Origin of the sequence: Pseudomonas brassicacearum, from assembly GCF_003732265.1 — a bacterium.
In the GTDB taxonomy this organism is placed as follows: domain Bacteria; phylum Pseudomonadota; class Gammaproteobacteria; order Pseudomonadales; family Pseudomonadaceae; genus Aquipseudomonas; species Aquipseudomonas brassicacearum_D.
Genome location: NZ_MOBK01000006.1, coordinates 651,078 through 664,536, shown reverse-complemented (window position 1 = coordinate 664,536; position 13,459 = coordinate 651,078). Strand labels below are relative to the sequence as shown.

12 protein-coding genes are annotated in these 13,459 nt (G+C 60.7%); all 12 read right to left on the bottom strand.

Annotation, left to right across the window (positions count from 1 at the left end; genetic code table 11):
• Positions 1 to 50: 50 nt before the first annotated feature.
• On the bottom strand, positions 51 to 911 hold the full coding sequence (locus tag BK660_RS15840; RefSeq protein ID WP_123434054.1) for a CheW domain-containing protein: 861 nt from the start codon (positions 909 to 911) through the stop codon (positions 51 to 53).
• A gap of 27 nt (positions 912 to 938) precedes the next feature.
• On the bottom strand, positions 939 to 1,727 hold the full coding sequence (locus BK660_RS15835) for a ParA family protein (RefSeq protein ID WP_123434053.1): 789 nt from the start codon (positions 1,725 to 1,727) through the stop codon (positions 939 to 941).
• Between the two features lie 43 nt (positions 1,728 to 1,770).
• The gene (motD, locus tag BK660_RS15830) at positions 1,771 to 2,661 is read right to left on the bottom strand and encodes a flagellar motor protein MotD (protein WP_123434052.1); all 891 of its coding nucleotides are present in this window, start codon (positions 2,659 to 2,661) and stop codon (positions 1,771 to 1,773) included.
• A 16-nt stretch (positions 2,662 to 2,677) separates the two neighbouring features.
• A complete protein-coding gene (locus tag BK660_RS15825) occupies positions 2,678 to 3,418 on the bottom strand; it encodes a flagellar motor protein (RefSeq protein ID WP_027922374.1) in 741 nt (246 codons plus the stop codon).
• Positions 3,418 to 4,569, bottom strand: a complete 1,152-nt coding sequence (locus BK660_RS15820) for a protein-glutamate methylesterase/protein-glutamine glutaminase (protein WP_123434051.1) — start codon at positions 4,567 to 4,569, stop codon at positions 3,418 to 3,420. Before BK660_RS15820 ends, BK660_RS15825 begins: the two co-directional genes overlap by 1 nt.
• Before the next feature lie 49 nt (positions 4,570 to 4,618).
• Entirely contained in the window at positions 4,619 to 6,871 is a 2,253-nt protein-coding gene (locus BK660_RS15815; RefSeq protein ID WP_123434050.1) for a chemotaxis protein CheA, read from the bottom strand.
• Between the two features lie 54 nt (positions 6,872 to 6,925).
• Complete coding sequence (locus tag BK660_RS15810) at positions 6,926 to 7,714, bottom strand: protein phosphatase CheZ (protein ID WP_027922371.1); 789 nt, start codon at positions 7,712 to 7,714, stop codon at positions 6,926 to 6,928.
• 22 nt (positions 7,715 to 7,736) lie between these two features.
• On the bottom strand, positions 7,737 to 8,108 hold the full coding sequence (locus BK660_RS15805; protein ID WP_003183998.1) for a chemotaxis response regulator CheY: 372 nt from the start codon (positions 8,106 to 8,108) through the stop codon (positions 7,737 to 7,739).
• A 167-nt stretch (positions 8,109 to 8,275) separates the two neighbouring features.
• A complete protein-coding gene (gene fliA, locus BK660_RS15800) occupies positions 8,276 to 9,016 on the bottom strand; it encodes an RNA polymerase sigma factor FliA (protein WP_007894214.1) in 741 nt (246 codons plus the stop codon).
• Positions 9,013 to 9,843 (bottom strand): flagellar synthesis regulator FleN, encoded by an 831-nt coding sequence (gene fleN, locus BK660_RS15795; RefSeq protein ID WP_003222917.1) that lies wholly within the window; start codon positions 9,841 to 9,843, stop codon positions 9,013 to 9,015. Before fleN ends, fliA begins: the two co-directional genes overlap by 4 nt.
• 116 nt (positions 9,844 to 9,959) lie before the next feature.
• Positions 9,960 to 11,294, bottom strand: a complete 1,335-nt coding sequence (gene flhF, locus BK660_RS15790; RefSeq protein ID WP_123434049.1) for a flagellar biosynthesis GTPase FlhF — start codon at positions 11,292 to 11,294, stop codon at positions 9,960 to 9,962.
• An 11-nt stretch (positions 11,295 to 11,305) separates the two neighbouring features.
• Entirely contained in the window at positions 11,306 to 13,435 is a 2,130-nt protein-coding gene (gene flhA / locus BK660_RS15785; protein WP_123434048.1) for a flagellar biosynthesis protein FlhA, read from the bottom strand.
• Between the last annotated feature and the right edge of the window lie 24 nt (positions 13,436 to 13,459).

Here is a 13,459-nt window from a genome sequence, read left to right as displayed (position 1 = left end):
CCTGGCGGTGTGTGTTCTGTGCGTCGGCAGTGACTGCCGATGCGTGTTTGTTATGTCGGTTTGTGAGCCGGTTTCTTGATGCTGCTCATGTGCTTTGCCCCGCCACTGGCGATCAACTCGGCCAGTGCGGAAACGTCGACCAAGGCACACATGTGTTCAATCACGGTGCCCGCCAGCCACGGTCGTTGACCGCGGTGGCTGCGCCATTTGATTTCGTTGGGGTCCAGGCGCAACGAGCGGCTGACCTGATGCACCGCCAGCCCCCACTCGTAGCCCTGAACCGAAATGACGTATTGCAGGCCCTGGCGGAAGTCATCGCGGTAGCGGTCGGGCATCACCCAACGCGCGGTATCGAGGACTTTCAGGTTGCCGGCCTGGCTCGGGAGAATCCCGAGGAACCACTCCGGCTGACCGAACAGCGGCGTCAGCTCATGACCGGCCAATGAATAAATCGAACCGAGGCACACCAGCGGCACCGCCAGCGTCAGGCCGGCGACGTCGAACAGCAGGCATTCGAAGGGCTCGGCAGCCCACGATGGACGCCCGTCGGTTTCGACCGGCGGCGGCGTGTTGCTCGGTGGGAGATGAACTTCGACGAGCGGCGGCACCAGCGTTTGCAAAAGCGGTGCGATAGTCGATACCGGCGCGAGGATCGGTGCCGGCGCTTCCATGACAGGTGTTGGCGCCTTCACTACTGGCGCAACCACAGGCGCCACAACCACCGCCGCATCACGCGCCTGCTCTTCGAGCACCGCCAACTGAAACTCGTCGAGGGTGCTTTCAGGCTCGATCACTTCGGCGGGCGCTTCGATGACGGGCGCCAGCTCCTCGGTCGCGTCCTGCAGCAGGCTGTCCAGATAGCTCTGGAGCGCCAGTTGCGGGCGAGAGGTGATTTTCACCGGCCGATTCATTTAAGCACCACGCAAGGAAAGTTCATCTCACGCCACCTGCGCAACGGATTGCTGCGCCAGCAAATGCTTGAGCAGAGCACGGTAAGCCAGAACACCGCGGCTCTTGCCGTCGAACTGCGAAGGCGTGAGCCCGGCCCGGCTTGCGTCACGCAGACGCGTGTCGACCGGGATGTAGCCTTGCCAGATTTCTTCCGGGTACATGTCTCGCAGCACGCGCAGGGTCCCGAGGGACGCCTGGGTGCGGCGGTCGAACAAGGTCGGGATGATGGTGAACGGCAGCGCCTGTTTGCGTGAGCGGTTGATCATCGCCAGGGTGTTGACCATGCGTTCCAGGCCTTTGACGGCCAGGTGCTCGGTCTGCACCGGGATCACCAGCTGCTGGCTCGCCGCCAAGGCATTGACCATCAGCACGCCGAGCAACGGCGGGCTGTCGATCACCGCGTAATCGAAGTCCTGCCACAACTGCGCCAGGCTCTTGGCAATCACCAGGCCCAAACCACTCTGCCCCGGCGACTGGCGCTCAAGCGTGGCCAGTGCAGTGCTGGAGGGCAACAGGGAAATGCTGTCGTGGCTGGTGGGCAACAGCAACTGACCGGGCAGGCCTTGCGGCACGCTGCCCTTGTGCAGGAACAAGTCGTAGCTGCTGTGTTCCAGGCTGTCGGGGTCGTAGCCGAAGTAGCTGGTCATGGAGCCGTGCGGGTCGAGATCGACCACAACCACGCGCTTGCCCGCCTCGGCCAGCAAACCGGCTAAAGCGATAGAGGAAGTGGTTTTACCAACACCACCCTTTTGATTGGCAACTGCCCAGACTCTCATTCGAAGGGTTCCGCCCGGTCGACAGAGTCGACCGAGAAATAGCTCAACGTGTTAATACGGGTGACGGAGAATTGACGGAGCTCTCTCGTACCGGCGCCTTGACCGGGGTCGGTGCAGTTTGTGTGCCAGCACGCTTCAACGCGGCGTCCGGTTGTGCATGAGCGGTACCGGTGCCGGTCAGGCTGCGGCGGACATCGAGGTTGCGCGACACTACCAGCACCACACGACGGTTGCGTGCGCGGCCTTCAGCAGTGGCGTTGTTGGCCACCGGCTGGAATTCGCCGTAGCCCACGGACGCCATACGGGCAGGGTTCACGCCCTGCATCGCCAGAATGCGCACAATGCTCGCCGAGCGGGCCGAGGACAGCTCCCAGTTGGTCGGGTACTGCGCGGTACGAATCGGTTGATCGTCAGTAAAGCCTTCGACGTGAATCGGGTTGTCGAATGGCTTCAGAATCCTGGCGACCTTGTCGATGATATTGAAGGCGGTGTCGCTGGGCATGGCATCGCCGCTGCCGAACAACAGGCTGGAATTGAGTTCGATCTCGACCCACAACTCGTTGCCGCGCACGGTCATCTGGTTGGAGCTGATCAAGTCACCGAACGCGGCGCTGATGTCATCGGCGATGCTTTTCAGCGGATCACTGGAACCGGCAACCCCGGCATCGACCTGTTCACTGTCTTTCACCAACGGTTTGGCCGGGGTCACGGTCATCGGCCGCTCTTCGCCGACCGGGATCGGCTTGAGCGAGCGATCGGCGTCGGTGAAGACCCCGATCAATGCCTGTGAAATGACCTTGTACTTGCCTTCGTTGATCGAAGAGATCGAGTACATGACCACGAAGAACGCGAACAACAAGGTGATGAAGTCGGCGTAGGAAACGAGCCAGCGTTCGTGGTTTACATGTTCTTCAGGTTGGCGACGACGAGCCATAATCCATTACCCCCAATCAATCCATGAAGCCCTGAAGCTTCAACTCAATAGAGCGAGGGTTTTCACCTTCGGCGATCGACAGGATCCCTTCCAGCAACATTTCGCGATAACGCGACTGACGCAAGGCCACGGACTTGAGCTTGGAGGCAATCGGCAGCAACACCAGGTTGGCACTGGCCACGCCGTAGATGGTCGCGACGAAGGCCACGGCAATGCCGCTGCCCAGTTGGGTCGGATCGGCCAGGTTGCCCATGACATGGATCAGGCCCATCACCGCACCGATAATCCCGATGGTCGGCGCGTAGCCGCCCATGCTTTCGAAGACTTTGGCGGCTTCAATGTCGCGGCTTTCCTGGGTGTAGAAATCCACTTCGAGAATGCTGCGAATCGCTTCCGGTTCGGCACCGTCAACCAGCAGTTGCAGGCCTTTGCGCGAGTAGCTGTCAGGTTCGGCATCGGCCACCCCTTCCAGACCGAGCAAACCTTCCTTGCGGGCGGTCAGGCTCCAGTTGACGACGCGGTCGATGCCGCCGGCCAGGTCAACGCGCGGCGGAAACAGAATCCAGCCAAGGATTTGCATGGCACGCTTGAAGGCGCTCATCGGCGATTGCAGCAAGGCTGCGCCGATGGTGCCACCGAGGACGATCAAGGCTGCCGGACCGTTGGCCAGCGCGCCGAGGTGGCCACCTTCAAGGTAGTTGCCGCCAATGATGGCGACGAACGCCATGATGATGCCAATCAGGCTTAAAACATCCATCAGATACACGCCTCGACCAGGTGCTTGCCAATATCTTCCAACCCGTAGATCGCGTCGGCGAGATCGGCTTTGACGATGGCCATCGGCATGCCGTAGATCACGCAACTGGCTTCATCCTGAGCCCAGATCGCGCTGCCGCTCTGCTTGAGCAGGCGAGCCCCTTCACGACCGTCGGCGCCCATGCCGGTCAGCACGACCGCCAGAACTTTGTCACCGTAGGACTTGGCGGCCGAACCGAAGGTGATGTCCACGCTTGGCTTGTAATTCAGACGCTCGTCGCCCGGCAGGATTTTCACCGCGCCACGGCCATCGATCATCATTTGCTTGCCACCCGGTGCCAACAGCGCCAGGCCAGGACGCAGGATGTCGCCATCCTCGGCTTCCTTGACGCTGATGCGGCAGAGCTTGTCCAGGCGCTCGGCGAAGGCCTTGGTGAACGCCGCGGGCATGTGCTGGATCAACACCAGCGGTGCCGGGAAGTTGGCCGGCAACTGGGTCAGGACCCGTTGCAGCGCAACCGGACCGCCCGTGGACGTGCCGATGGCCACCAGTTTGTAGGCTTTGCGTTTCGGTGCAGGCGACGATGGGCCGGACGACACAGGCGCATGGGTGCGCGCCGGAATCGGTGCAGGTGCTGGGCGCGTCGGTGCGTGGCTGCCGTAACTGCTGGCGCTTGCAGGCGCAGGTGTCGGGGCCGGTGCCGGTGCAGCGACCGGGGCCGGGGCCGGGGCACTGTAGGTATTGGCGCGACGGTTACTGCGCGAAATGCTCAGGATCTTTTCGCACAGCAGTTGCTTGACCTTCTCCGGGTTACGGGAGATGTCTTCGAAATTCTTCGGCAGGAAATCCACGGCGCCGGCGTCCAGCGCATCGAGGGTGACCCGGGCGCCTTCGTGCGTCAGCGAGGAGAACATCAACACCGGCGTCGGGCAGCGCTGCATGATGTGCCGCACGGCGGTGATGCCGTCCATCATGGGCATTTCGTAGTCCATCGTGATCACGTCCGGCTTGAGGGCCAGGGCCTGATCGATCGCCTCTTTTCCGTTGGTCGCCGTTCCGACGACCTGGATATTCGAATCCGCTGAAAGAATTTCCGAGACGCGGCGGCGGAAAAACCCCGAATCGTCCACCACCAGGACTTTGACTGCCATAAACACTCCGTTAGACGGAGCGAGGCTCAGTCGCCCCGCTCCACCAGAATCAAATACGCCGCGTGGCGTAACGCTTGAGCATGCTCGGAACATCGAGAATCAGCGCAATACGGCCGTCACCGGTGATGGTGGCGCCCGACATGCCCGGGGTTCCCTGGAGCATTTTGCCCAATGGCTTGATGACCACTTCTTCCTGGCCTACCAACTGATCGACGACAAAGCCGATCCGTTGCGTGCCCACCGAAAGGATCACCACATGGCCTTCGCGCTGCTCTTCGTGAGCGGCGGAGCTGACCAGCCAGCGCTTGAGGTAAAACAGGGGCAACGCCTTGTCGCGCACGATCACCACTTCCTGACCATCCACCACGTTGGTGGTCGACAGATCGAGGTGGAAGATCTCGTTGACGTTCACCAGCGGGAACGCAAACGCCTGGTTGCCGAGCATGACCATCAGCGTCGGCATGATCGCCAGGGTCAGCGGGACCTTGATGACGATCTTCGAGCCCTGGCCCTTGGTCGAGTAGATGTTGATCGAGCCGTTGAGCTGGGAAATCTTGGTTTTCACCACGTCCATGCCCACGCCACGACCCGACACGTCGGAGATCTCGGTCTTGGTCGAGAACCCTGGCGCGAAAATCAGGTTGTAGCACTCGGTGTCGCTCAAGCGATCCGCCGCGTCCTTGTCCATCACACCGCGTTTTACCGCGATGGAACGCAGGACGTGCGGGTCCATGCCTTTGCCGTCATCGGAGATCGACAGCAGGATGTGGTCGCCTTCCTGTTCCGCCGCAAGGATCACCTTGCCGCCACGGGACTTGCCCGAGGCTTCGCGTTCTTCCGGCGACTCGATGCCGTGGTCGACCGCGTTGCGCACCAAGTGGACCAGCGGGTCGGCCAGGGCCTCGACGAGGTTCTTGTCGAGGTCGGTTTCTTCGCCGACCAGTTCCAGGTTGATCTCTTTCTTGAGCTGGCGAGCCAGGTCGCGAACCAGGCGCGGGAAGCGCCCGAAGACTTTCTTGATCGGTTGCATCCGGGTCTTCATGACCGCGGTTTGCAAGTCGGCCGTGACCACGTCGAGGTTCGACACAGCCTTGGACATAGCCTCGTCGGCACTGTTGGCACCCAGGCGAACCAAGCGGTTACGCACCAGTACCAATTCGCCGACCATGTTCATGATTTCGTCGAGACGCGCGGTATCGACCCGCACGGTGGTCTCGGCTTCGCTGGCCGGTTTTTCCGGTGGCGGCGCGGCCGGAGCGCGGGCCGGGGCCGGTGCAGCAGCGGCAGCCGGTTTCGGTGTCTCTGCTTTAGGTGTCTCGGCTTTCGGTTCTGGCGCTTTGGCCACCGGCGCCGCTGCCTTGGCAACGGGCGCCGGGGCAGTGACGACAGTGCCTGTCGCCACGTCGGTGAACTTGCCTTTACCGTGCAATTCGTCGAGCAGCGATTCGAACTCGTGATCGGAGATCAGATCCCCACCCGCCGCGGCCGCGGTTGGCGCAGGTGTAGCCGGTACCGAAGCAATGGCCGACTCCAGCGCGTCCACCGCAAAGTTGCCTTTGCCGTGCAGCTGGTCGAGCAGTGCTTCAAATTCGTCGTCGGTAATGTCGGAGCTGTCGCCCGCCGCTTTCGGCGCAGCCGGTGCCGCTGGCGCAGGGGCCACGGCATCGACGGCGAACTGGCCTTTGCCGTGCAGTTGATCGAGCAACGACTCGAACTCGGCATCGGTGATTTCGTCGCTGGCAGCGGCATCGCTGGCAGGCGTTGGTGCAGCCGCTGGCGCCTCGGCCTGCGCCTTGACGGCGTTCAGCGAGTCCAGCAGTTGTTCGAATTCGTTATCGGTGATGTCGCCCGATTCACTTTCGGCGACAGGTGCTTCAACCACTTCAGCAACCGGTGCAGCTTCATCAGCGGTTTGCGGCTCGGCCAGACGGGCCAGGGCCTCCAGCAATTCAGGCGTGGCAGCCGTGACCGGGCTGCGCTCGCGGACTTCGCCGAACATGCTGTTCACCGCGTCCAGCGCTTCGAGGACCACGTCCATCAGTTCCGAGTCGACGCGACGCTCACCCTTGCGCAGGATGTCGAACACGTTCTCGGCGATGTGGCAGCACTCCACCAGCTCGTTGAGCTGGAGGAAGCCGGCGCCCCCTTTTACAGTGTGAAAACCGCGAAAAATTGCATTGAGCAAGTCCGCATCATCCGGTCGGCTTTCCAGCTCGACCAGCTGTTCGGACAGTTGCTCTAGAATCTCGCCGGCCTCAACCAGGAAATCCTGAAGGATCTCTTCATCGGCGCCGAAGCTCATTAAGGGGGTGCTCCTACAGGTCTAAAAACCTAAAAAACCTAGAATGCTAAAACTCTAAAATCCCAGGCTGGATAGCAAATCGTCCACATCGTCCTGACCGGACACAACGTCTTCTCTTTTATCGGCATGAATCTGCGGACCTTCACCCTGAGAGAGATGTTTTTGTGGATCTTTTTCGGCGAGCATCGATTCACGGTCATGTTCGATACCCGCAAAGCGGTCTACCTGGCTGGCCATGAGGACGAGCTTGAGCAAATTGCTTTCAACTTCGGTGACCAACTGGGTCACGCGCTTGATCACCTGACCGGTGAGGTCCTGGTAATCCTGAGCCAGCAGGATGTCGTTGAGGTTGCTCGACACCGTGCGGTTGTCCTCGGTGCTGCGTGTCAGGAAACCGTCGACGCGGCGGGCCAGCTCACGGAACTCTTCAGCCCCGACTTCGCGGCGCATGAACCGGCTCCAGTCCGTGCTCAACGCCTGGGCTTCTTCGCTCAGGCTGTTGACCAGCGGCGTGGCGCTTTCCACCAGGTCCATGGTGCGGTTGGCCGCGGCCTCGGTCAGCTTGACCACATACCCCAGGCGTTCGGTGGCGTCCGTGATCTGCGACACTTCCTCGGCTTGCGGCATGTTCGGGTCAATCTGGAAATTGACGATCGCGCTGTGCAGCTCGCGAGTGAGCTTGCCCACTTCCTGATACAGGCCACGGTCACGGGTCTGATTGAGCTCATGGATCAGTTGCACAGCCTCGCCGAACCTGCCTTTTTCAAGGCTGGCGACCAGTTCGACGGCATGTTTTTTCAGGGTCGATTCAAAATCGCCCTGTGAAGATTCTTTATGCTCCATAGCTCCCCCGTGGCGCAGTGGATCAACCGATGCGTTCGAAAATCTTCTCGATTTTTTCTTTCAACGCCTGGGCCGTGAAGGGTTTGACCACATAGCCGTTTACACCGGCCTGGGCCGCTTCGATGATCTGCTCGCGCTTGGCTTCAGCGGTCACCATCAACACCGGCAGGTGCTTGAGCTTTTCATCGGCGCGCACGTGGCGCAGCAGATCGATACCGGTCATGCCGGGCATGTTCCAGTCCGTTACCAGAAAGTCGATGCTCCCGCTGTTGAGAACCGGAATGGCCGTAGTGCCATCATCCGCCTCGACCGTGTTGGTGAACCCAAGGTCACGCAACAGGTTTTTTATGATCCGCCGCATCGTTGAGAAGTCATCAACGATGAGGATTTTCATGTTCTTGTCCAATTCGACCTCCAAGCAGTCTTAAACGCGCCCAGCACCTGGACGCGCCATTTCAATCAATTCGGCAATTCACTCGATGACTGTCTGGAGCACAACAGATCGCGACCGGTGCCGTTGAAATCCGCACCAGCCCCGTTCGCAGTGTCCCCACACTGCCTTCAGCGCGCTCGCCACTCCCCCAAACGCCCCCGCAAACGGGCCGCGCACTGGCTGTGTAACTGGCTGACCCGTGATTCGCTGACCCCCAGGACCTCACCGATTTCCTTGAGATTCAACTCTTCGTCGTAGTACAGCGCCAACACCAGTCGCTCGCGCTCCGGCAAATTGGCAATCGCGTCCGCCAGCGCCGCCTGGAAGCGTTCATCTTCCAGATCGCGTGACGGCTCGAGATGAGCACTCGCGCCATCCTCGTGCAGCCCTTCGTGTTCGCCGTCCTGCAACAGATCGTCGAAACTGAATAAGCGGCTGCCCAGGGTGTCGTTCAAAATCCCGTAATAATCGTCGAGACTCAATTGGAGTTCGGCCGCAACCTCGTGATCTTTAGCGTCACGGCCGGTTTTAGCTTCAATAGAGCGAATTGCGTCACTGACCATACGGGTATTTCGGTGGACCGAGCGTGGCGCCCAGTCCCCCTTGCGTACTTCATCGAGCATGGCGCCGCGGATTCGTATGCCCGCGTACGTCTCGAAACTGGCGCCTTTGCTGGCGTCGTATTTGGTCGACACTTCAAGCAGGCCGATCATCCCGGCCTGGATCAGGTCTTCAACCTGGACACTGGCCGGCAGACGGGCCAGCAAGTGGTAAGCAATGCGTTTGACCAGTGGCGCGTAACGCTCGATCAGCTCGTACTGCGCGTCACGTGCCGACTTCTTGTAGAGGTTGTAGCCACTGGCTGTCATAGGACGGGTCCTGCGGTCTGTTGCACGAGGCGCTCGACGAAAAATTCAAGGTGCCCACGCGGGTTGGCAGGCAGCGGCCAGGTATCAACTTTCTGCGCGATGGCCTTGAACGCCAGGGCGCACTTGGAACGCGGGAAGGCTTCATACACGGCACGTTGTTTCTGCACAGCCTTGCGCACGCTTTCGTCGTAAGGCACCGCGCCGACGTATTGCAAGGCAACGTCGAGGAAGCGGTCGGTGACCTTGGTCAACTTGGCGAACAGGTTGCGACCTTCTTGCGGGCTCTGGGCCATGTTGGCCAGGACGCGGAAGCGGTTCATGCCGTAATCGCGGTTAAGCAGTTTGATCAGCGCGTAGGCGTCGGTGATCGAGGTCGGCTCGTCGCAAACCACCAGCAAGACTTCCTGCGCGGCGCGAACAAAACTGACTACCGAGTCACCTATGCCCGCAGCGGTGTCGATCACCAATACGTCGAGGTTGTCGCCGATGTCGCTGAACGCCTGGATCAGGCCGGCGTGTTGAGCCGGGCTCAAGTGAACCATGCTCTGGGTGCCGGACGCGGCCGGAACGATTCGAATACCGCCCGGGCCCTGCAACAGAACGTCGCGCAGCTCGCAGCGGCCTTCGATCACGTCGGCAAGGGTACGTTTGGGTGTCAGTCCCAGCAGGACGTCGACGTTCGCCAGGCCCAGGTCAGCGTCCAACAGCATGACGCGACGGCCGAGCTCAGCCAGGGCCAGCGACAAATTCACTGACACGTTAGTCTTGCCGACGCCACCCTTGCCGCCGGTCACCGCGATCACCTGTACGGGATGCATGCTGCCCATGTTATTTCTTTACCTTGTCTTGCATAGACGGAGGCCACATTACTGGCTGCGCGTTCACGAATGGAACAATGCATGGCAGACCATCGATGTAGGTACAAAAACTGTTCATTACTACCTTAGCCAACCTGCTTGGTCGGGCTGTGGTAAATATCAGCGAACATGTCAGCCATGGCTTCTTCGCTGGGTTCTTCCTGCATTTGTACGCTTACGGCGCGACTGACCAACTGATGACGGCGCGGCAGATGCAAATCATCCGGGATCCGCGGGCCATCGGTCAGGTACGCCACCGGCAATTCATGACTGATCGCCAGGCTCAGCACCTCGCCCAGACTTGCCGTTTCATCCAGTTTAGTCAGGATGCAGCCAGCGAGCCCGCAGCGCTTGTAACTATGATAAGCGGCCGTTAGAACCTGTTTTTGGCTGGTGGTTGCGAGCACCAGGTAATTTTTTGATTTGATACCACGCCCGGCCAGGCTTTCGAGCTGCATGCGCAAGGCTGGATCGCTGGCCTGAAGGCCTGCGGTATCGATCAGCACCACGCGTTTGCGCAGCAGTGGTTCCAGCGCCTGAACCAGTGACTGGCCCGGATCGACGTGGGTCACCGACACATTGAGAATCCGCCCCAGCGTCTTGAGTTGCTCCTGGGCGCCAATGCGGAAGCTGTCCATGCTCACCAGCGCGATGTTCTGTGCGCCGTACTTGAGTACGTAACGGGCCGCGAGCTTGGCCAGGGTGGTGGTCTTGCCCATACCGGCGGGACCGACCATGGCAATCACGCCGCCCTCTTCCAGCGGCTCGACTTCCGGCGTGGCAATCATCCGCGCCAGATGCGCCAGCAACATGCGCCAGGCCTGACGGGGCTCATCGATATCACCGATCATGGCCAGCAGATCGCGCGACAACGGGCCGGACAGGCCGATGCGTTGCAGGCGACGCCACAGGTTGGCCTGGGCCGGGCGGCTGCCTTGCAACTGATTCCAGGCCAGCGAGCCGAGTTGTACTTCCATCAGTTCGCGCAGGCTGTTGAGTTCGAAACGCATCGAGTCGAACGCACGTGGATCAACGCCGCCGGCAGCCGGTGCCGGGGCAGGCGCCGAGCGACGCGGCTCGGCGTAGGTCGGTTCGATCAACGGCTCGGCGGCGGTCAGTGGCAGGCCGGCGAACAACTGGCGATTGGTGATCTTGTCACCTTCGGTCTCGCCATCGCCACGCAGGCTCAATTCGGCCTGGGCAGTGACGATGCGCGATTGGGTCTTGCGCAGCTCATCCTCGAGTTCCATGTTCGGAACACGCGGGGCCAGCGCCGACAATTTGTAATCCAGCGCAGCCGTCAGCTCGACACCACCGGCGATCCGGCGATTGCCAATAATGGCGGCATCGGCGCCCAGCTCATCACGAACCAGTTTCATGGCCTGACGCATATCGGCGGCGAAAAAACGCTTAACTTGCATAAACCACTACCTCAGCCGTTGGGCCCTACTGTCGCAACGATGGTCACTTGCTTGTTGTCAGGGATTTCCTGATAAGCCAACACATGCAAACCCGGGACTGCCAGTCGGCCAAATCGCGACAACATCGCGCGAACCGGACCGGCCACCAGCAGAATCACCGGTTGACCTTGCATTTCCTGACGCTGCGCCGCATCGATCAACGAGCGCTGCAGCTTCTCTGCCATGCTTGGCTCCAGCAGAACGCCCTCTTCCGAGCCTTGTCCTGCCTTCTGAAGACTATTGAGCAATATCTGTTCCAACCTTGGCTCCAGGGTGATCACTGGTAGCTCGGAGTCAGTGCCTACAATGCTTTGGACGATTGCGCGGGATACGCCGACCCGTACAGCGGCCACCAAAGCGGCAGTATCTTGACTCTTGGCGGCGTTGTTGGCGATGGCCTCGGCGATGCTGCGAATGTCGCGCACCGGCACCTGTTCGGCCAGCAGCGCCTGCAAAACCTTGAGCAGTTGCGACAGCGAAACCACCCCCGGCACCAGTTCCTCAGCCAGTTTAGGCGAGCTTTTGGCCAGCAATTGCATGAGTTGCTGGACTTCTTCGTGACCGATCAGTTCGCTGGAGTGTTTGTACAGGATCTGGTTCAAGTGCGTGGCAACCACGGTACTGGCATCGACCACGGTGTAACCGAGTGATTGCGCCTGGGCGCGCTGGCTGATTTCGATCCAGACCGCCTCCAGGCCAAAAGCCGGATCTTTGGCGGTTATGCCATTAAGCGTGCCGTAGACCTGCCCCGGGTTGATCGCCAGTTCGCGATCCGGGTAAATCTCGGCTTCGGCCAGGATCACACCCATCAACGTGAGGCGATAGGCACTCGGCGCCAGGTCGAGGTTGTCACGGATGTGCACCGTCGGCATCAGGAAGCCCAGGTCCTGGGACAGCTTCTTGCGCACGCCCTTGATCCGCGCCAGCAGTTGACCACCCTGGTTGCGGTCCACCAGCGGAATCAGGCGATAGCCGACTTCCAGGCCAATCATGTCGATAGGCGTGACGTCATCCCAGCCAAGTTCCTTGGTCTCCATGGCGCGGGACGGCGAAGGCAGCAGTTCCTGCTGACGCTTGACCTCTTGCAGGGCCTGGACCTTGACCACGTTCTGCTTCTTCCAGAACAGGTATGCACCACCGGCAGCGAGAGCCGCCATGCTCAGGAAGGAAAAGTGCGGCATGCCGGGCACCAGGCCCATCACCGCCATCAGACCCGCCGCGACGGCCAGCGCTTTCGGCGAGGCGAACATCTGGCGGTTGATCTGCTTGCCCATGTCTTCCGAACCGGAAGCACGGGTCACCATGATCGCTGCGGCTGTCGACAACAGCAGCGATGGCAATTGCGCCACCAAACCGTCACCGATGGTCAACAGGGCGTACACCCGACCGGCATCGCCAAAGGTCATGCCGTGCTGAAAGATACCGACCGCCATGCCGCCGATCAGGTTGATGAACAGAATCAACAGACCGGCGATGGCGTCACCGCGCACGAATTTGCTCGCACCGTCCATGGAACCGTAGAACTCGGCTTCCTGGGCGACTTCCATCCGGCGCAGCTTGGCCTGGTTCTGGTCGATCAGGCCGGCGTTCAAATCGGCGTCGATTGCCATTTGTTTGCCGGGCATTGCATCGAGGGTGAAGCGTGCGCTCACCTCGGAAATCCGCCCGGCACCCTTGGTCACCACGACGAAGTTGATGATCATCAAAATCGCGAAGACCACGATACCGACCACGTAGTTACCGCCGATCACCACCTCACCGAAGGCCTGGATGACCTTACCGGCGGCGGCGTGGCCGTCCTGACCGTGGAGCATCACCACCCGCGTGGAGGCCACGTTCAGCGCCAGTCGCAGCAGCGTCGCCACCAGCAGAATGGTCGGGAACACCGCAAAGTCCAGCGGCCGCAAGGCGTAGACGCAGACCAGCAGCACGACGATCGACAGCGCAATGTTGAACGTGAAGAACACGTCCAGCAGGAACGGCGGCACCGGCAGCATCATCATGGCCAGCATGACCAGCAGCAACAACGGCACGCCCAGATTGCCCCGACTTAAGTCGGCAACGTTTGTGCGAGCACTGTTGAATAACTGAGAGCGATCCACGGTTTTCCCCGTTCCTTTAAAGCA